Raw genomic sequence first — 20831 nt, forward strand, 5'->3', positions numbered from 1 at the left:
GTCCATAGGCCCAGGAGCAGATAGTGCCAGACGTCCGCTGTGCTCATCGACGGAACAGGGCTCCTGGAATGGGATATCGGCTGGCCCCCCAGGGAAAGGCAAGAGGCATGGCGGGCGGCAAATCCGCCCGCCATGCCTTCCGCTTCCCCTCACCGATGCGAGCGATCAGGGCTGGCTCACCGCCCGCCAATCGTCGGGCGGGGGCTCAGGCACTGTATCGCTGGGGATCCACTTCTTGTAGATCTCCTTCCAGCGGCCGGAGGCCTTCAACTCCTTGATCACGGTATTGACGACTTCGAGCAGCTCCTTCTCGCCCTTCTTGACCCCGACGCCGTAAGGCTCCACGGTGAACCGGCCCCCCACGACCTTCCATTTGTCAGGCTCCTGACGCACAAAACCGTAGAGGATGATATCGTCAGTGGTCACTGCATCCACCCGGCCAGCGTCCATGGCCGCGACCGCTTCCGAGTAGGTATCGAAGAGCACCACCTCGATGTTCAGGCCCTGCCGATCGGAAATGGCGCGGATGTTCTTCTCGGAGGTGGAGCCCTTCACCGTGCCCACCCGCTTGCCCTTGAGATCCTGCAGGCCGTTGATGGGGCTGTTCTTGGGGACCAGGAGAGATTGTCCAGCAACGTAATAAACGATGGAGAAATCGATCTCCTTCAGGCGCTCTTCGTTAATGGTCATCGTGGAGGCGACGATATCGACCACCCCTTCTTTGAGGAAGGGAATGCGGTTCTTGGAGATGGCTTCTTTGATCTCCACAGCATTGGGATCTCCGAAGATATATTCAGCGACTGCCCGGCAGATCTCCACATCGAAACCCTCGACCTGATTGGTCTTGGGATTCAGATAACCGAAGGTGGGGATATCGTATTTCGTGCCACAGATGAGCTTGCCGCGATCCTGGATCTTGCGCAGGAGGGTTCCTTCGGGGGCCAGCGGGGCACGTCCTTTTCGCGCTGGCGGGGCGCCGCTTGGCGCCTGACAGGCCGCCAGCAGCAGCGCCAGGATCCATCCGATCCATAACCATCGAGAGAGCCCAGAGCGCATGGGTCACCTCCTTAAAAAATAAAAATCCGAAACAGGTGGATGGGGCGAGGCATCCCCGATGCCCCGCGGATGAAGGGGATGGGCCGCTTCTCCGTTCGCCCGCTCTCCCAGAACGTCGTTTCCTGTTAAGGAACGGGCTCCCCCTGTAAGCCCGCTCCCCACGGCCTTTCGGACCGGGATGAGGAGAAAATCGAGCAGGGCCTCAGTGGCGAAGGACCTGGCTCAAGAAGACACGGGTGCGCTCATGTTTGGGGTTCTCGAAGATCTCGTCCGGCGTCCCGATCTCCACGATCCGCCCGCCCTCCAGGAACACCATGCGATCCGCCACGTGGCGGGCGAAGCCCATCTCATGGGTGACCACCACCATGGTCATCCCCTCGCGGGCCAGGTCCTCCATCACATCCAGCACCTCTTTGATCATCTCGGGATCCAGGGCGCTGGTCGGCTCGTCGAACAGCATGATCTTCGGTCGCATCGCCAGACCCCGGGCGATGGCCACACGCTGCTGCTGGCCGCCGGAGAGCTGAGCCGGGTAGGCATGGGCCTTCTCCGGGATCCCCACCCGCTCCAGCAGCTGCATCGCCAGCCGTTCCGCCTCGGCCCGCGGCACTTTCTTCACATGCACGGGCCCCAGGATGATGTTCTCCAGCACCGTCAGATGCGGGAAGAGATTGAATTGCTGGAAGACCATGCCGATCTCCTGGCGGAGCCGGTTGACGTTGATCTTCGGATCATGAACGGGGATACCATCCACCCACAGCTCTCCGGAGTCAATGGGCTCCAGCCGGTTGATCGTGCGGATGAGCGTGCTCTTCCCGCCCCCGCTGGGGCCGAAGATCACCACGACTTCCCCTTCATAAATATCCAGGGTGATGTCTCGCAGAACGTGAAGGCTCCCAAACCACTTATTGACCTTTCGGAACGAGATGATCGGCCGTCCTCCCATGATCCGCTTCTCCATCTCGAATTTGGAAAAAGCCATCCCTCGGGCGAGGCCATGGATCTCCAACACGCGTCCCGATGATCAAGGGTGAGATGGGCTCTCATTGATCTCATGAGCCTGGGGCTCCAGCCGGCGGATCCGGATCTTGCGGATGCGACGGCCGATGACCTCCTCCACCCGGAACTCCAGCCCCTCGTCCGTAAAGGTTTCTCCTGCCGCCGGAATGCGCCCCAGGCGTTCATAGACATACCCGGCGAGGGTGTCCGCCCCTTCCGACGATAAGGTCACCCCCAACAACTCCTGGATCTCATCCAGGTCCACCCGCCCATCGAAAAGATAGGTGTGCGCATCGATGGGCAACACCAGGGGTTCCTCCGAGCGGTCGAATTCGTCCTGAATCTCGCCCACAATCTCTTCCAGAATGTCCTCGATGGTCACCAAGCCAGCCACCCCCCCGTATTCGTCGACGACGATTGCCATGTGAACCTTATGCTGCTGCATTTCCCGAAGGAGATCCACAATGCGTTTGCCTTCAGGGACGAAGTAAGGCGGGCGCAATAGCTCTTTCAGCGATGCTTCCCGGATTCCATCTCGCATCAGGCGAAGGAGGTCCTTCGCATACAGCACACCAACGACATGGTCGATGGTGCCCTCATACACCGGGATGCGGGAGTAACCCGCCTGGAGGATCACATTGAGCGCTTCGGAGAGAGAGGCCGTCACGGGGATCGCGACCATATCAGGTCGGGGGACCATGATCTCCCCAACGACGGTATCATGGAGCTCGAAGATCGAGACGATCATTTCTTTCTCCGTGGCCTCAATCGCTCCCCCTTCCTCTCCGGCATCCACCAGGGTGCGAAGTTCGGCCTCATCGATGACCGGGATCGCTCGCCCTTCGATCCGGGGCCCTGCGCGCCGGGCGAGATAGCGCAACGGGCCCGTCAGCCATCGCAACGGCATCAGGGTCAGGGCGCCCGGGATGGCCAGCGCTTCAGCACAGCGCTGGCCTATGGCTCGCGGCCAGTATTCCCATGGGCCATGCAGAAGCCAGGCGAGGATCAGCCAGAAAAGGGGCATCCACAGGGAAGGCCCTGAACGATGGAAAATCCAGAAGGTCCCCCAACCGGCCACCGCGAGGTCCAGAAAGAGAAGCCCCAGCCGCAGGCTTTGCAACCGGATCGCGCTATCCTCGGCCAGCCGCTGCAGCCATGCCGCCAGCCAGCGCCCCTCCTCAGCCCATGCCCGGCGTTTTTCCTCTGGAAGGGCCAGGATCGCGGCCTCCGAGGCCGTGATCCAGGCCCGCAGCATCAGGCCGGCCAGCACGACCAATCCGAGGATCCAGGCGCTCCTTCCTTCCATTTAACCCAGCCCCTCATCCAGGTAAGCCTTGATATTGTGCTCCACGGCGTAGGCAGCCGCCTCCGCGCGGTTCGATAGCCCGAGCTTGCTGAGGATGCTGCTCACATAGTTCCGCACCGTCCCCTCGCTGAGAAAGAGCGTTTGGGCGATCTCGCGGTTCGTCTTTCCTTCGGCGATTAGGGCCAGCACCCGCAGCTCCTGTTCAGTCAGATCCTTAAAGGCGGATGCCATGGCGCTGCGCCGTGCCGCCCGCACATGTCGAAGCAGATGAGGTGTCATCGAAGGATCGATCAGGGCTTCCCCTCGGGCCACGCGTTCGATGGCCGTGATCAGCTCATCGCTGCCGATTTGTTTCAGCACATAACCGGAAGCTCCCGCCTCAATCGACTCGAGAAGCAGCTCATCCTCCGCATAGGAGGTCAGCATGATCACCCGGGTTTCCGGAAGCGCCTCGACGATCCTACGGGTGGCTTCGATGCCGCTTCCACCGCGTAGGCGGATATCCATCACGATCACATCCGGCCGGTGATCCATCGCTTTCTGAACAGCCTCATCAGCCGATCCGGCCTCCGCCACCACCCGGAAGTCCGGCCGCCGCTCCAGCAGTGCCCGCAAACCCACGCGCACCACCTCATGGTCATCGACAATCATGATCCGTACCGTCCGCATTCCCAATCCCCTCCCGAATTCATGCGCCTTGAGGTAGAAGCCGACGCAGCCAGCGCGGACGGGCTATGGCCTGCTCCAACCCGGCGAGAGCAGCCCGCGCGGCCCGCTCTCCCCGCTCCAGGATCTCCGGCGCCCGATCCAGAGCAAACACCGGGATATCCCCGGTGGGCACACGGATCAAGCCATCGGGCGGCGCCTGCGCCAGGCGGGACTCCGTGATCCATCGCGCCATGATTCCCACAGAACAGAATACGACCTCCAGGGTCCGACTCCAGCGCGCCCGGCGGATCAACCATCGGATCAGCAAGGGGCCAGGCAGCTCCTCCGGGAAACGGCGATCCGTCCGCCCATGTTCCACCCACGATAGATCCACCCCAATCACAAAGGTGGCCCCCAGCGCCCGAGCGACATCCACGGGCAGAGGATTCAGCACCCCCCCATCAACCAGACGTCGCCCCTCCCACCAGACCGGTGGGAAGACGCCGGGAAACGCGCTGGTGGCCAGCATGGCCTCCACCAGCGGGCCCCGATCGATCCAGATTTCCTCCCCGGTATCCAGATCCACAGCCACGGCCGCAAAGCGAACAGGAAGATCTTCAATCCGGACATCTCCCACGGCTTCCCGCAGGAAGCGAGCCCAGCGGTCCGTTCCAACCAGGGCGTTCCCGTTCGGGTCCAGTCGCATGAACATCCGCCATCCGATCCGACGGGCCAGCGCCTCGATCGCTTCCGGCGAAAGTCCTGCGGCGAACAATCCCCCCACGATCCCGCCCGCGCTGGTGCCGGTGACGATCTCGGGCCGCCAGCCCGCCTCAATCAGCACCCGAAGCACCCGGATATGCGCGAATCCCCGCGCCCCTCCACCGCTCAACGCGATCCCCAGCCGATGCGGACGCCGGATGCCCCAGCGCATCAGGGCGTTCTTCGGCATAACGGGTCCTCATCCGCCTGTTGCTCTGGAAGGGCGTGGGAGGCCCGGTGGAGCGCCGAAGACGCTCTGCCCCTCCCCCCATCGCCCCGGGGAGGAAAAATCCAGCTTTTCCCGTTCCAGCTTAACCTCGTAGACCTATTATAATTTGAGGACCGAATAAAAGTGAGGCAGGAAAAGGAGGGTAGGCATCCATGTCTCGCTGGACCCGTCGGAGGCTTTTGAAACAGATGGGCTGGATCGGGTTGGGCATGGCGGCTGGGGCCTGCGCCCGTGCGCTCCAGCTCCCCACCCCGACCCCTTTCCCGACCCCCTCCCCCAGCCTCACCCCCAGCCCATCGCCTTCCATCACGCCGACCTCGACCGACACGCCGGTGCCCGCTTCGCCGACGCCCGCGCCCACGCCGACCAAGACGCCCTGGCCGATGTTCCCACGCCCCAGCAAGCTGGGGATCGTTGTCCAGTGGTTCCGGGATGTCCATATCGTTAACCTGATCGTGAACACCCGGATGCGCGTGGCGAAGATCATCGACGATTTCGGCCGGGCACCGGAGATCAAAGCGGGATCCCCCAACACGATCCTGATCGGCCGGATCACCCATAACTTCGATTTCGGGGAGCATATCCGGGATGGGCGCACGGATATGCGGGCGGCCGCCGAGTGGTATGTCAACCAGTTTATGGACAAATATCTGGCGAACCCGCATATCGATTACTGGGAAGGCCACAATGAGCCGCGGCCCCACAATCACGAGGTGATGCGCCTCTTCGCGCAGTTTGAGATCGAGCGGATGAGACTGATGGCCCAGCGAGGCCTGAAGTGCGCCATCGGGAACTTCCCGAACGGCTCGCCGGATCTGGAGCTGTGGGTCGATTTCCTCCCCGCCCTCCAGGTCGCCAAACAGCTGGGCGGGATCCTGGCGCTTCACGAATACGCTTCGCCCACTCTGGATGCAGGGGTGGATCATCAGATCGGAGAGGGATGGTTCACCCTGCGCTATCGAAAGGCATATCGCTATATGGTGCCGCCCGCTTATCAAATCCCGATCGTGATCACCGAGCTGGGGATCGATGATATCCCGACCTTCCAGGGGCCTCCCAGCCGGGGCTGGCGGAACTACATGAGCTACTGGGAACAACAAGGGCATGGGAACCCCCACTTCTTCTACCTGCGCCAGCTGTGGTGGTATGATGAAGAGCTCCAAAAGGATGACTATGTGATTGGGGCAACGATCTACATTGCCGGGGCTTACGAAGACCAAGCGTCCTATGAGATCATGGTGGAGCCTTTTCGTGAGATGTTTGCAGATTACCTCCGAGCCCATCCCAACCCTTAAAAACATCCCTTGGGTTCGATCGGCTTCAACCCCATGCGCGGCCCCACCCCACCAATTCCTGATGAGTTGAAAGGGATCGTGAGATGCTCCCTGAGCGATGGGTTCTGGCTTCGGCTTCGCCGCGGCGCCGCACATTGATCCAGCTCCTCGGACACCCGGTGGAGCTCCTGCCGGTTTCGATCGATGAGACCCCAGCGCCGCATGAGGACCCGGCAGCCTGCGCGGCCCGTCTGGCCCTCGCCAAAGCCGCCGCGGGGGCGCGGCTCGCCCCTGATGCTCTGGTCCTGGCGGCAGATACCGTGGTGGATCTGAACGGGGCGATCCTGGGCAAGCCGGAGGGGGTGGAGGAGGCGCGGGCGATGCTTCAAGCTCTGCGCGGACGCCCCCATCACGTGCATACGGCTGTTGCGCTTTACCACCCATGGCAAGATGAGCTTCTTCTGGAAGTGGCCACCACCCAGGTCTGGATGCGCTCCTACACCGATGAAGAGATCGAGGCGTATCTGGCTACGGGGGATCCCCTTGATAAAGCCGGCGCTTACGCGATCCAGCATCTGGGTTTTCAACCCGCCCGGAGGGTGGAAGGCTGCTATGCAGCGGTGGTGGGATTGCCGCTCTGTCACCTCGCCCGGGCCCTGCGCCGCTGGGGATGGTCTCCGCCGGAGGACCTGCCCACACGATGTCAATCCACCCTGGGGCACGCCTGCAGCGTTTACCCGGACATCCTGGCGGGGGAAGAAAATCGTCGATCGAAAAACCATGAGGGGCCTGGAGGCTCCTTGACGCGCTCCCGCTGATCTTTTATAATTTTAATGACCTTCCCCGGTAGCTCAACAGGCAGAGCAGCCGGCTGTTAACCGGCGGGTTGGAGGTTCGAGTCCTCCCCGGGGAGCCAGGGGCCGCCGCTGGGCGGCCTTTTGTTTTTAAGGCTTGCGCCGCAGGAGCGCGAGGGGACCATCCCGGCATGGAGGGTGCGAGGAGGTATAAATGTTTGCGGAAACCCCGCTCCTTCCGGAGAATTCTTCCGCAACCGATCTCTTCCTCGAGGACTGCCGGTGCGAGATTTGTGGATTTCCCATAGAGGAAATCCACTGTAAACTCCGTTGCCCGAATTGCGGGCGGATGCGAGATTGCTCTGATCCCTGATCGATGTTAGCGCATCGGCTGCGGAGGGGTTTGAGGAAGCCGCCGCCCGTTGAGGGTGATGAAAGGGGCCGCCCGCTTCGTAAAAACCCCGAGGGCCGCCAGATCCTCGGGTCGAGTTAAGCGACCCTCTCGCCGGGCTCGCAGGATCGCCCGCGCGGTTTTCGGGCCGATCCCGGGGATCCGTATCAGTTCCTCGTAAGAGGCCCGGTTGATTTCCACCGGACAGTCTGCCAGCGCTCGACGTGCCCACGCCTGCTTCGGATCCTCCGCAAGGGGCAGGTTCCCGTTCTCATCGAAGGGTAGCTCCTCCAATCGAAAGCCATAAACCCGCAACAACCATTCCGCCTGATAGAGGCGCTGGGCGCGCAACGGCGGGGTTGGCGGGAGATCCTCCAGCGGCGTGTCGGGCACCGGCTGGAAGGGGGAATAGTAGACACGAGCTAAGCCGATCTCCCGATGCAGCCGCGCCGTGGTTTCCAGGATCTCCCGATCGCTCTCCCCCGCCGCCCCCACGACCAGCTGGGTGGTCAACGATGGTCGGCGCCCGGACCAGGCGAGCGTGAGAGGTTCTTCCCGACGGATCCGCCCGGCGATATAGAGCGGCCTTTCCAGCTCCGCCATAAAGGCCTTGTGAGGCGCCAGACGGGACAGCCGCTCCGGGTTGGGGGCTTCCAGATTGATGGACACCCGGTCCGCCCAGCGCATGGCCGCCCTCACCTGATCCGGCTCCGCACCAGGCATTAGCTTAAGATGAAGGTAGCCCTGGTAGCCATAGCGCTGCCGGAGCAGCTCCGCGACCGCGAGCAACCGATCCTGAGTCCGCACTCCTCCCCCCAGGATCCCGGAGCTCAGGAACAACCCATCCACCAGCCCCCGCTGATGCATCGCGTAGAAGGCGCGAGCCAGTTCGTCCGGCTGGAAAGTGGCGCGGCGGAAGGACCGGCCCGCCCGGAACGGACAGTAGAAACAATCCCGTTCGCACGCGGAGGTTAACAGAACTTTCAGAAGGCGGACAGGACGGCCATGAGCCCGCGCCTCATAAATACAATCCATCAGCGGCAGCCGGGGCCGCCCGGAGGGATCCGTCTCCTCCGCCGGTTCCCAGATCGCCGCCTGGGTCAGGAGAGCCAGCTTCGTCTCGAGATCCACGGGAACTCCTGTTCTTGTGGCCCAATGGACCATAGGAAGAATTGAAAAGCCCGGTCGGAGAGGCCCAAAAGGCCTCCAGGAATCACCCGGTGGTAATGGGCTCAGAGGTCTTCCAGTAAGTCCGCTCGATCTCCGCAACCTGAGCCAAGCAGGCCTCATCTTCCGGGTTCGGGATATAACGGGTGTTGAACCAGGCGTCCAGGATCTCCCGGGCGATCGCCTCGGAAGTCCGGCGCAAACTCATACAGAGCACATTGGCGTTGTTCCAGAGGCGAGCCCCTCGAGCGGTCTCAGCGTCCTCGCAGAGGGCGGCCCGGATCCCCGGGACCTTGTTGGCGGCGATGCTCACCCCGGTCCCCGTCCAGCAGAACAGAATCCCCTCATCCGCCTCTCCCCGCGCGACCTTCTCCGCCACAATCCGGGCCACCTCAGACCAGGATTGCTGGACGCCGGCGAGGGGGCCGACCGGCTCCACCTCGAACCCCCGCCGCCGCAACTCCTCCAGGACGACATCCGTCACGTGGGTGCGCTCATCGCTTCCAACGACGATGCGCATGGCCAACCCCTCCTTTCAGGCAAAGGACTCCGGCCCACCGGGCCATTCCGGCGCGCCTCACTCCGGGCATTCGTGCTGAATCCCCTCCACCCAGGCCAGCATCCGACCCAGCAGGCCTGGATCCAGGCGCGAGGCATCCAGACAGGCCCGGGGCTCCAGATAGGCATCCAGAATCCACACCTCCGGGCTTTCCAGCGCTGAAGGGAGCAGCCTGGGATCCCCGAAGCAGATCACGCGATCAGAGGTCACCGTCGCAGGAGCGATAAGGATCAGGGTTGCTCCGGATTCGGCGACCGGTTGATGGGCCGCCTCCCACCACTGGAGGCGCTCCGGTTCGGGCTTCGGTTCCAGGGCGACGATCACCGGCGACCGGTGACGATAGGGCTGCAGTTGATCCCTTACTCGAGGAAATGGAAACACCGGATCCCTCTCCTTTCCCTCGCTCAAATTCGCTTTCATTATACTCCGCAGGCTCTGGAAAACGATGGGGCGAGGCAAACGGTATGGTTTGAGAGCGGAGAGGGCGGGGGGCACCCACCGCCTCGGCACACCCTCCCCGAAACGGGGAAGGGGACCCCTCCCCGCGGATAAAGCCGCGATCTCACCGGGCGGATCGCTCGTTTCCCCTGAAATCGCAATCCAGGTTAAGATTGCCAGCGGGAACGATGAGGGAGGGATCGCCGGAAGGGGGAGCGGCCTCATGCGGCTGGAGCTCTGGAGCTTCCCAGGCAATCTGACAGGGCCCGGCTCCCTGTGGGGATGGGGGTGGACGATCGTCGGGTTCCTGGCCCTTTTCGGTTTATGGCTCAGACGACCCCACGATCTCCGCGCCTGGAGGGAACTCCGCCTCGCCGAAGTGGGGGGCTTCCTGCTTCTGGCCCTCCTGACCGGTCTGACCCCTGTGCTCACTTGGGAATTCCCGGGCCTTCCCTTCCGGGTCGGCTTTCCGGTCCTGCTCTGGCTTCCTTATTTGATCTGGGGCGGACGGCTTCGGCCGGGCGCGCTGGCGCTGGTCGGGCTGATGATGGGTGCTGTCATCGGATGGATAGGCGATGGCCGTTTCCTGCACCTCCCCTGGATTATCGCGCTGGACGCGGCGCTGATCGGCGGGTTGCTCTCCCAGAATTACGTGGGGCGCTTCTTCCGCATCCTGCATCAACCGCTAACAGCCGCCATAGCGGGCTGGATCGCATGGGTGTTTCTGCAATCTGTTTCCTGGGGTAGCTTTTACGCTTCATGGCCGGAGGCCCTGGATGGGATCTGGACTCTGATCACGGCCATCGCGCTCCCCTCGTGGGCAAGCGCTTTGATCTGCGGGCTGATCGCCCAGGGGCTCCATCTCCGATGGCCCCGGATCTTTTCCCCTTCCAGGCCTCCCCAATGGCCACCTTATGCCCGGCAGATCCAGGGGCGCTTCCTGTTCTTCTTCTCGAGCTGGATCGTCGCCATGGTCCTGACCCTCTTTCTGTTCCTGACCGCTATCGCCATCCGCCAGGCGGATAAGGAGCAGGCGCAAGCGATCAACCAGGGTGTCAGCCGTACGGGCGAGCAGATCGCATATTTTCTGCATACCGGGGAAACCCTTCTGGCTGATCTGGCTGCCCTGGGCATCCCCCGAGGCGAGGCTTCTCCGGTCGTTGCCTCCATCCTTCAGCGCTTCGTTCAAACCGGGCCGATTTACCATGCGGTCCTGCTGGTTGGAACCGAGGGGGAGATCCTGGCCGCCTATCCGGCGGGAGAGCCGGCATGGGGGCTCTCGACCTTCGAACGCGCAGCGATCGCCCAGAGCCGTGCGGCTCGTGCCGTGATCCACACCGAAATCCATCGCCTTCCAGATGGCACACCGGGCCTATCTTTCGTAGCGCCGCTGGAGGGAGATCCCCCCACCGGCTTCCTGATCGGACGGGTGCGGATTACGGAGCACCCGGCTCTCCAGGAGGCCCTGGCCTCTCTGAGGGGGGGCCTGCCGGCCAGCGAGGGATTCCTCATCGACCGCCAGGGGCAGATTCTGCTGCACCCGGACCCCCAGCGCGTGCTGGACGTCTTCCCGCTCCCCACATCCTCCCTTCCCGGACCTCTCGACATCGCCCAGCGGTCCCCCACAGGGGCCGTTACCGAGCTCCACCTTCGCCGGGTTCCAGGAACGGACTGGTGGGCCGTTATCCGTTACCCCCGATCCTCGCGGATCCAGCGAGCCCTTGAGCGGATCCTGCCTACGGGGGTCCTCCTGGGGGGATTCAGCGCGATCGGCGCGCTGCTCCTGAATGCTCTGAGCGGGCATGCGGCGAAACGGCTGGCGAAACTGGCCGCCGCCGCAGGGCGCATGGCGGAAGGAGAGTTGGAGAAGCCCATCCCGAGCGATGCCCCGGATGAGATCGGATACCTGGCGGAAACCATGGAACGCATGCGCCATGCTTTACGAGCCCGGCTGACCGATCTCTCTCTGTTGCTGGAACTGAATCGGCGACTGGTGGAGACCCTCGATCTGGCGCATGGTCTGCCCGAGGTCGCGCGGTCGCTGGAGCAAGCGGTTCCATCCGCGGGCGCCCGCATTCTCATCTCCGGGTCTCATGGGGATCTGCGGGTGTTCACCGCGACCGGCGAAGGGAATCCGGGGCCGCTCGATGAGGCCTGCTGGAAGCTGGGTCAGGAGCGAAGAGAACCCCTCTGGGTCGAGCACGTGCTTCGCCATCCGGAACTCCCCCCGATCTTCCGGCAGGAAGACCGGGGGCGGGCGCTGGGGATCCTCCCGGTTTACTGGGGGGAGGATCTCGTGGGGGTCGCCTGGATCGCCTTCCCGCAACCCCGGCGGGTGACTATGGCGGAACAACAACTGACCCGCTTGATCCTCAGCCAGGCGGCGGTATTTATTGCCCGGGCCCGTCTGCAGGAGGCGGCTTTAGCCGAACGCGAACGGCTCCGGGCTGTCCTGGAAAGCAGTCCAGATGTGCTGATACTCATCGATCGGCATGGGGATCTGCTTTACCTGAACCCCACCGCAGAGCGTTTCCTGGGCCTTCCAGCCTCCCGGGCGCTGGGCCAACCCGTGGCTTCGTTCCTGAAGGATGGGGAGCTGCGCGAGCTGCTGGATGAACCGATCCCCCCCGGGCAGATCCGGAGCCGGGAATTCCGACGGCCCGATGGTCGGGCGTTCTGGGCGGGGCGCTACGATCTGCGCCTGGAGGACGGTCGGGAGATCGGCCGGTTGCTGTTTGTGCGGGACATCACGCCTTTCAAAGCGCTGGATCAGTTGAAGTCTGACTTCATCGCCGCTGTCTCCCACGACCTGCGCTCTCCCCTCACGTATATGCGAGGCTTCGTCACGATGCTGGGCATGGCCGGACCCCTGACCTCTCGCCAGCAGGAGTATGTGGAGAAGATTATGAGCGGGATCGATCAGATGACGCGGCTCATCGAGGATCTAATGGATCTGAAGCGGATTGAGGAGGGGATCGGCCAGCGAGGGATCTGTCGCCTGAGCGACCTGATCCGCGATGTTTTCCATGAAATGCGTCCTCATGCGATGGCCCGAGGGCTGCGGATGACCATGGAGATCCACGGGCACGGGATCGTGAAAGGAGACCCGATGTGGCTGCGCCGGGCGATCACAAACCTGGTCGACAATGCCATCAAATACACTCCGGAAGGAGGGAGCATCTCCCTGGGTCTGATCGAACAGAACGCCGAGGTCGTGGTCTGGGTGAGGGATACAGGACCTGGTATTGCGCCAGCGGATCAGGCCCGGATCTTTGAGAAGTTCTACCGGGTGCGCCGTAAAGAGACCGCCCATGTGAAAGGAAGCGGCCTGGGGCTGGCGCTGGTGAAATCCATCGTGGAATGGCACGGAGGACGGGTCTGGGTGGAGAGCCAGCTGGGCCAGGGCAGCACATTCTACATCGCCCTCCCGATGACCATAATCCCCGCCAGCGCGTAACCCCATCGGCCTGTCCGGTTCAGGGATGGCGCGAGGGGATCCCCTCGAGGGCTTCCTGAGACGGCCTGGCCCTGAAACCCATGGTCTCCCACATGGAGGCCGAACGGCGCAAGTCCCAGACCCCAAAACCCAGGATTCACCTCCCTTCCCCCAGGTGCCAGCTCTGCTCGATACTCTGGATTTCCTTCCGGAGGCGTTGGGCCAGGGCCTGACGCTCCTCCGGGCCGAGAAAAGCCGCCTCCACAGCGTTCTCCAGGATCCGCAACAGGTCCTTCCACTGCAAACCCATACCTGCCATAGCGAATAGATATTCATCGGTCAGCGTCGTGTCGCTGATGCTGGGATCATCTGTGTTCAGCGTGACCTTGAGGCCTAACCGATAGAGATCCGGGAGGGGATGATAGTGGAAACCCGCAACCGCACCGGTCTGCAAATTGCTGGTCGGACAGATCTCCAGAGGGATGTTTCGCTCATGCAGCAATCGGAGGACCTCGACATCGTGGATGGCCTGGATCCCATGGCCGATGCGGTGAGCGCCCATGATCAGGATCGCGTGGCGGATGTTCGCCGGAGGGCCCACTTCCCCCGCATGGACGGTCAGGAAAAGCCCCTGCTCCCGGGCCCACCGGAAAATCGGGACCAGATCCCTTGCGGACGCCTGAAGCTCATCCCCCGCCAGATCCAGCGCCACCACTCCCCGGGAGCGATAGGCGACGGCCAGACGGGCGATCTGCCAGGCCAGCTCCGGATCTTCCCCCCGCACAATGGTCAGGATCATGCGCACCTGAATGTCGAACTCATGCAGGGCCTGCTCCACACCCTCCAGAACCCATTCAATAACCTCCTCCAGCTGAAAACCCTGAGCCTGGGCGAGCGCCGCGGGGTTAAAACGAAGCTCCAGATAGCGAACATGATCCAGAGCGGCGTCGGCGACTGCTTCATAAGCCATTCGGCGGATGGCCTCCTCGCTGGTGTAAAACAGACGAAGAAGTCGGAAACGGGCAAGGAAGCGGTGGAAATCCGCGGCCTCGCTAACGGTGAACCGAATGAGGGGCTCCAGCTCCGCCGTCCCCAGATGTAGCTCCAGGGGGATCGAATGGCGACGGGCGATCTCCATTAGGGTGCTCAGGCGGAGGGAGCCTTCCAGATGCCGGTGCAGATCGACTTTGGGAAGGCGATGAAGCATGGAACGCCACACATGCGCCACTGGACCACGCCGCAGGCGCATCCGTGCGCGCTCCGGAAATCCCTCCAGGGATCTTGACCCCTTATCCTCGCGACCTCGCATCGCATTCATCGCTGGACGACCTACGATTCGCCGAAGAGAAACTCCAGCAATTCATCGGAAGGCGCGGTCGGCGGCTTGGGGATCGTGAAATAGAAGGTGCTCCCCTTCCCCAGCTCGCTCTCCGCCCAGACCCGGCCGCCATGGGCTTCCACAATCCGCTTGACAATGGCCAGGCCCAACCCCATCCCGCCGAACCGCCGGCGGGTGGATCCATCCACCTGATAAAACCGCTCGAAGATGCGCTCCAGTTTATCCGGCGGGATCCCAATGCCCGTGTCCTGAACGGACACGAGCGCATGATCATCCACGTCTTGAACGCGAACGGTGATACGCCCCCCATTCGGGCTGAACTTCACCGCATTATGCAGCAGGTTATCCAGGACCTGGGAGAGCCGCTCTCGATCCCCCCAGACGATGACCGGACCCCCTGGATCCTCCACGGCGAACTCCAGGCCGGACTGGGAGGCCGTGAGCTGGAAGTTTTGGACAGAGATCCGGGCCAGGGCCGCGATATCCACCGCCTCAAAGTTGAGGGTCCCTCGCTCGATCCGCTGGAGGGTGACGATATCGCCGACCAGCCGGCTCAGCAGGTTCGTTTTCTCCGCGATGATCTCCACCGCCTCTCGCTGCGCGTCGGTTAACGGCCCCATCGAGCCGTCCAGCAGGAGATCCACATACCCCTTGATGAAGGTCAGGGGAGTCCGCAGCTCATGAGAGACGTTCTGCACGATTTCATCTTTCAGGCGATCCGCCTCCTGAAGCTCTTCGTAGGCTCGACGCAGCTCCTCCGCATGGGCCTTCAATTCGTAGAACAGACGGGCGTTCTCAATCGCAGCCGCCGCTTGCGTGGCCACGATGGTCAGCAGACGCTCATGCTCCGGCTGGAAGGCGTTAGGGATCTCATGGTCCACCGAGAGAGCGCCGATCACCCGATCGCCAACCATCAGGGGGACACACAGCAACGAGCGGACCGAGGGATCGAACACCACGAAACGGGGATCCTCCCGGGTGTCCGGGACATAGATCGGGCGCTTCTGCTGGACGACCTGGCCGGCGATCCCCTCGCCGATCCGCAGGCGGGCCTCCTGCCGCCAGCGATCCTTGACCCCGGCAGCGGCCCGGATCTCCAGCAGCTCCGTGCGAGGATTGAACAGCATGATATTCGCCGCCCGACAATGAAGGACCTCCCGCAGGGTCATCACCACCGAATCCAGCAGGATCCCCAGATCCAGCGTGGTGCTCATGCGGCGGGCGAACTCATACAGCGTGGTGACCTCTCGCAGACGCTGGGCCGTCTCGCGGTAAAGGCGGGCGTTTTCCAGGATCACCGCCAGATGGCCCGCCAGGGTGGTCATCAGGCGCAGATCCTCCTCCGTGAACGCGTTCAGGCGCGGGCTCTCAGCGTTGAGCACACCGATGACCCGGTTCTCGATCTTCATCGGGACGGCCAGCTCAGAGCGGGTGCCAGGTTCCGCCTCCACATAATCCGGATCCTGCGTGACATCCGGGACCAGAGCGGGGATCCCTGTCCGGGCCACCCGGCCGGTGATCCCCTGATGGATCGTGAGAGGAGCGGAGATCGCCTGCTCGGAGAACCCGTAATGCCCGAAGCTGCGGAGGCAGCCCGTTTCCTCCTCCAGCAACAGGCATTCCACCGCTTCAAAGCCCAGCGTTCGCTGGATGGCGAGGAGAGCCTGATGGACCACGCGCTCCGGATCCAGCGTGGCCGTCGCCGCCGTGATCACCTCGTAGAGGACGCTCAGCTCATTCAGGCGACGACGAACCTGATGGAAGAGCCGTGCGTTCTCCAGGGCGATCGCCAGCTGCCCGGCAAGGGCGCTGAGCAGACGGACGTGATCATCCCGAAAAGCCCCCGGTTCGGAGCTCTGGACATCCAGGACGCCGATCAGGCGATCCCCCAGCAAAAGGGGAACGGCCAGCTCCGCCCGGGTCTGGGGGATCCGCGGCAGGTATCCCTCATCCTCCTGGACATCCGACACCCGCACCGGGGATCGGGTCGCCGCAGCGCGTCCCACCACGCCCTCCCCCAACCGCAGGCGATGGACACGCCGGGCTTCTTCCTCTCGCTCACCTGTTCGATACCGCACCAGCCAATTCGGGTCAGCAGGATCCGTCAGGAAGAGAGCGACAAACTCAAAGGCCGGCTCCTCCTGAAGCAACCGGAGAATCTGACGGACCAGCGCATCGAAATCCGTGAGGCGAACAGCAATTGCGGAAGCCCGATGGAGGATTTCCAGCTCCCGCAGGCGGCTCATGGCCTCCTCATACAGGCGGGCGTTGGCAATCGCCACCGCCATCTGATCGACGATGGTGTTGAGCCAGCGGAGCTCATCCGCGCCGAACAGACGAGGGGATTCAAACACCACGTGCAGAGCGCCGATCACCCGGCCTGCATGCCGGAGCGGGAACGCCGCAATGGCCCCGATCCCCCAGGCCTGCGCCTCAGGGTCATGGAACAGCGGATGCGCGGATGTGTCTGGGATCACCAACGGGCGTCCTGTTCGGACCACGGTCTCCGTGACCCCTTCCGGGCGCGGACGGGGTGCTTCGAGGAGAATCTCCCCTTCCCGCGTGAGGGTCATCCCGGAACGCCAGCGCTCCCCGCTCTCGCCGAGCAAATGGATGTATACCCGATCCGCGCGGGTATACTCCATCAAGTGCCGTCCTGCTGTCTCCAGCACCTGATGGAGGTCCAGCGTGGACGTGACCTGGGCGGCCATCTCCTGAAGGGCACTGAGTTCCGCGATCCGCTTCTGCGATTCTTCATAAAGCCGGGCGTTATGGAGCGCCAGGCTGATGTGATCGGCCAGCGAGCGAAAGATCGGCTCATCCTCACGCAAGAAAGCATGAGGGTGGACAGAGAAAAACGCGAGGACGCCGATGATCGAGCCCTCTATGCGAAGAGGAACTGCGATCATCGAGCGGATCGGATCGGTTCCTTCAGGTAGGAGAGAGAGATCCTCCTTATCCCTCAGGGCATCCGTTATCCACACCGTCGCATCCTGAACAAGGGCCCGGGCGAGAGGTCCTGTCATCGGCCGGACGCTGCCCTTCCTGAGGTATTCGGATAGCCAGCCCGCCGAGGCCGCAACCTCCAGCTGGTCCGGGTCCGGCCCCATTATGAAAACCGCCGCCCCCTCGCCGATCATCTCCTCAACGGCCATTCGCACCGCGATCTCCAATACTTCCCCGGAGCGCAAGGTGGCAGTCAACGCCTGGGAGATCCGGCTCAACGCTCCCTGCAGGCGGGCATGCCGCTGCGCGGCCTCATACAGCATGGTGTTGGCCAGAGCCACCCCGATCTGATCCGCCAGCGCCCGGGCCAGCTGGATTTCCTCCTCGGTGAAATGGCGAAGCCGGGTATCACTGAGCTCGATCAGGCCGATCGCGCGACCTCGCACCCAGAGCGGAAGCATCAGACATGTCTGATAGCCGAAGCTCTGCATCCACGCCTTCTCGTGGGGATCGGCCTCCGGATCATCCATCCGGACGATCAGGAAATCCCCCTCCTGCAACAGGCGTGCGGTCGCTGGATATTCCGACAGAGGATAAGGACGGCCGATCTCCGGCAAATGGGGATCTTCCGCCAGCCGCTCCGGGGGAGTGTAATCCGCGTAAACCACCAGGGCATCGCCCGAAGGGTTCAGAAGCGAGATGGTGCAGTTGGTGACCTGGAGCACACCGGACAGATGACGGGATGTCTGCCAGAGGACCTCCTCCGTGCTGAGCGTGGAAGCCGCCAGGGCCGCTCCTACGACCAGCGCGCTCAGATCCCGGATCCGGCGCTGGGTGTCCCAATGGAGGATTGCATTCTGGAAGGTAACCGCCACGTGGAAGGCCAGGAGCTGCATGGCCTCCTGTTCTTCTGCCCGAAAATCCCTTGCCGCATCGACCAGGAGCGTGAGGTAACCCAGAAACCGCTCCCCATGCCGCAGTGGCACTCCCCATACCTGGGCCTCCGAACTCCCCCCGAACCATCCCGCATCGCCATCCTTCGCCAGCAAGCGGGGTCCCGTCGGGGGCTCATCAAAAAGGGCGCTCCCCTGCTCCCGGGATAGACGCCGTCCGGGAGGGCATCGCTCGGGATCCGTTGTGGCGCGCAGAACCAGATCCCGCCCGGAGGGCTCCCAGATCCAGATCTGGGAGCCCTCCGCATCGAAGAGCTCGCAAGCCGTCCTGACCGCCTGATCCAGGATGACCTCCGGATCCATCTCGCGGGCCAGCTGCGCCATCGCCTGACTCAGCCGGGCCATGAGCCGGCTTCGGCGGCGCTCCCGCTGGCTCATTCGAGCCGTTTCCAGGATCGCCCCGAGCTGATCGGCGATCGCCAGGATGAACGCCTGCTCGGAGGGGGCCAGTTGCTCCGGGCGTGAAGAGACCAGGCCCAATAAGCCGATCGTCCGATCCTGCGCCCGAAGCGGAGCCAGGACCAGGGCCTGCATGCCCTCAGGCCATCCCGCCCCAGGCAACCGGTGGATCTGCACTCGATCGGCCTGAAGCGCTTGGTCCAGTATCTCCGGAGGCAGCTGCGCCATCAGCGTCCGCACCGCTTCCGGATCGCGCCCCCTCACATACCATCCTTTCCCTTCGCCTTCCGGCAAAAGCAGCCACCCTCCCTCCAGGCCCAGATCCTCCAATAGCCATTCCAGGGCTTCCTCAGCCAGTCGAGAGACATCGGGGATCAAACCGGACAGGCCGATCATCGCCTGGAAAGCGGAGAGCTCGTGGGCCATCCGCCGGGATCGCTCCAGCAACTGGAAGACATAGATCGTAGAGGCGAGCAGCCCGCTTAAGGCCTCCATAAGGCGCGCCTCCACCTCCGTCCTCCCCGAGATCGGCTGACTTCGTCCGAGGATCATCAGACCCAGCGGGCGGCCCGCAAAGCGCAGCGGGATCCCATCGACAGAGGCGAAGGTGGAGGCCGGCAACAGATCCTTCAGAGGATCCGGGAGATGGTCCCACAGGACCCCGTGAAAACCCTGCGTTCCCATCAAAACCTGAAAATTCCGCTGCACCGCATGAGGAACCCATCCCCCAGGCTCGTCCGTTAAACCGACGGCAATGATTGCGGGAAGGGAAGAGTAAGCCTCAACGGGCAGGAGCAGGATCCCGGTCTCCGCGCGGGCCAGTTTCAGGATGATTCGCAGGGCCTGGCGCAGCCACTCCTCTGCATCGGTGATCTGAGCCACCTCGCGACCGGCTTCCGAAACCTGAGCGACCGCCTGGTGATATCGCTCCAGCTCCGCCCGGGTGGATTGCAAGCTCCTCGCGGTCACCAGGGCGATAGCGATCTGATTGGCGATCAGAGTCAGCATATCGCGTTCCATGGAGAAAGCTGGACGGGGCCATCGGTAACCCAAGGTCAGAAGAGCGATCGGAGTTCCCTGATGGATTAACGGGAGCATCACCAGGGTGCGAACGCCGATCGCTTCCACGATCCCCCGCGTGATGGGCGCCAGCAAGGCTGTCCGGGTATCCTCGATATACCAGGCGTAGCGATGGGCCAGGAAGGCCATATAAGTGGGCTCATCCATCTCCAGATGGCTGAATCGGGCCGCGAACCCCTCATCCAGGCCGAAGCCGACCAGCAAATCCATGCGCCGACCATGAACCTGATAAGCCGCTCCCACATCGGCTTTCCATATTTCCATCAGCAAATGAAGGGCGCTGGAGATGAGCGCCTGGGGGTCATGGAGGTGATGGCCCAGCTCGGCCAGCATCCCCAGGGTCTGGGAGAGCTCCCGTTGAAGCCGCTCCTCCGCGCTCGAGGCGATCTGGCGGATCACGCCCCAGGAGGGACCCGGGGTGGCCAGCCAGCGGGCCTGACCGCGCTCCTGGGATCCGAGGACGATCTCCCAGATCGCCGGAAGGCCCTCGTTAAAGAGCCGGCGCCACGCCTCCTCCAGCGCCCCCCGTTGAGCCGGGTCGATCCAGTCCCAGAGTGAACGCTCCAGGAAATTCCCGCGCGGGATTTGCCAGAAAGCGGAGGCGGCGGCGTTCAGCCAGAGGACCCTCCCTTCCAGGTCCAGCACATACAGCGGATCCCTGAGAGCCTCCCATTGAGCCAGATGCTCAACCGGAATCAGGGGATCGAGATGAAGCCAAAGGATATGGGGGGAACGCCCCATCGTAGCGATAAAGCGACATGGGAAAGCCCGGGGGGTCAACCAGAGAGATCCGGCGAGAGGCTCCCGTTTTCGGGCCGCCTCTTCCAGAGCAGACCAGGAGGGGGCGATTCTCAGGATGCACTCGGTCGCCCGGAGAGGTCCCCGGCGTTCCTGCCACGCTTCGAGATGGGCAGCGAGCCGCTCATCCGGAAGGAAGCGACCGCTGCGCAGGTCCAGACGAGCCCTGAAGGCGCCCGAAATCCTCTTTTGCCGGCCCATCCCCATCTCCTCATCCGAAATACAGATCGCGCCCTCCAGCAGGCCCGGGAGCCCCG

The 20831-nt window shown here is 63.2% G+C and carries 13 protein-coding genes and 1 tRNA gene; 4 read left to right on the forward strand and 10 right to left on the reverse strand.

Going from position 1 to position 20831, the window contains the following annotated elements; genetic code table 11:
- Positions 1–165: 165 nt before the first annotated feature.
- The 5 genes from VAE54_RS01585 to VAE54_RS01605 all read right to left on the reverse strand — a co-directional run bounded on the left by VAE54_RS01585 (position 166) and on the right by VAE54_RS01605 (position 4961).
- Positions 166–1056, reverse strand: a complete 891-nt coding sequence (locus VAE54_RS01585; protein WP_322800176.1) for a transporter substrate-binding domain-containing protein — start codon at positions 1054–1056, stop codon at positions 166–168.
- Between the two features lie 202 nt (positions 1057–1258).
- Positions 1259–1987: an amino acid ABC transporter ATP-binding protein gene (locus VAE54_RS01590; protein ID WP_416223755.1), complete on the reverse strand. Its 729-nt coding sequence runs from the start codon at positions 1985–1987 to the stop codon at positions 1259–1261.
- A gap of 93 nt (positions 1988–2080) precedes the next feature.
- Entirely contained in the window at positions 2081–3361 is a 1281-nt protein-coding gene (locus VAE54_RS01595) for a hemolysin family protein (protein ID WP_322800178.1), read from the reverse strand.
- A complete protein-coding gene (locus tag VAE54_RS01600) occupies positions 3362–4030 on the reverse strand; it encodes a response regulator transcription factor (RefSeq protein ID WP_322800179.1) in 669 nt (222 codons plus the stop codon). It lies immediately after the preceding gene.
- 19 nt (positions 4031–4049) lie between these two features.
- Positions 4050–4961, reverse strand: a complete 912-nt coding sequence (locus VAE54_RS01605; protein WP_322800180.1) for a patatin-like phospholipase family protein — start codon at positions 4959–4961, stop codon at positions 4050–4052.
- Positions 4962–5152: 191 nt separating this feature from the next.
- On the opposite strand from VAE54_RS01605, the gene VAE54_RS01610 reads away from it, so the two are divergent.
- From VAE54_RS01610 to VAE54_RS01620, 3 genes are all read left to right on the forward strand, one after another.
- Entirely contained in the window at positions 5153–6295 is a 1143-nt protein-coding gene (locus VAE54_RS01610) for a hypothetical protein (protein WP_322800181.1), read from the forward strand.
- An 83-nt stretch (positions 6296–6378) separates the two neighbouring features.
- On the forward strand, positions 6379–7092 hold the full coding sequence (locus tag VAE54_RS01615) for a Maf family protein (protein ID WP_322800182.1): 714 nt from the start codon (positions 6379–6381) through the stop codon (positions 7090–7092).
- 22 nt (positions 7093–7114) lie between these two features.
- A tRNA-Asn gene (locus tag VAE54_RS01620) sits at positions 7115–7190 on the forward strand.
- Positions 7191–7447: 257 nt separating this feature from the next.
- On the opposite strand, the gene VAE54_RS01625 is transcribed toward VAE54_RS01620, so the two are convergent.
- The 3 genes from VAE54_RS01625 to VAE54_RS01635 form a co-directional block, all read right to left on the reverse strand.
- Positions 7448–8590 (reverse strand): helix-hairpin-helix domain-containing protein, encoded by a 1143-nt coding sequence (locus VAE54_RS01625; protein WP_322800183.1) that lies wholly within the window; start codon positions 8588–8590, stop codon positions 7448–7450.
- An 82-nt stretch (positions 8591–8672) separates the two neighbouring features.
- Entirely contained in the window at positions 8673–9146 is a 474-nt protein-coding gene (locus tag VAE54_RS01630; RefSeq protein ID WP_322800184.1) for an RpiB/LacA/LacB family sugar-phosphate isomerase, read from the reverse strand.
- Positions 9147–9203: 57 nt separating this feature from the next.
- Positions 9204–9566, reverse strand: a complete 363-nt coding sequence (locus tag VAE54_RS01635) for a hypothetical protein (protein ID WP_322800185.1) — start codon at positions 9564–9566, stop codon at positions 9204–9206.
- Between the two features lie 280 nt (positions 9567–9846).
- Here VAE54_RS01635 and VAE54_RS01640 point away from each other — a divergent pair, with 280 nt between their 5' ends.
- Positions 9847–13080 carry an ATP-binding protein gene (locus VAE54_RS01640; protein WP_322800186.1) on the forward strand — a complete coding sequence of 1078 codons (3234 nt, stop codon included), beginning with the start codon at positions 9847–9849 and terminating at the stop codon, positions 13078–13080.
- 136 nt (positions 13081–13216) lie between these two features.
- On the opposite strand, the gene add is transcribed toward VAE54_RS01640, so the two are convergent.
- On the reverse strand, positions 13217–14308 hold the full coding sequence (gene add, locus VAE54_RS01645) for an adenosine deaminase (RefSeq protein ID WP_322800187.1): 1092 nt from the start codon (positions 14306–14308) through the stop codon (positions 13217–13219).
- 80 nt (positions 14309–14388) lie between these two features.
- Positions 14389–20775 carry a GAF domain-containing protein gene (locus tag VAE54_RS01650; protein WP_322800188.1) on the reverse strand — a complete coding sequence of 2129 codons (6387 nt, stop codon included), beginning with the start codon at positions 20773–20775 and terminating at the stop codon, positions 14389–14391.
- Between the last annotated feature and the right edge of the window lie 56 nt (positions 20776–20831).

It is taken from the genome of Thermoflexus sp. (assembly GCF_034432235.1).
Classification (GTDB): Bacteria; Chloroflexota; Anaerolineae; order Thermoflexales; family Thermoflexaceae; genus Thermoflexus.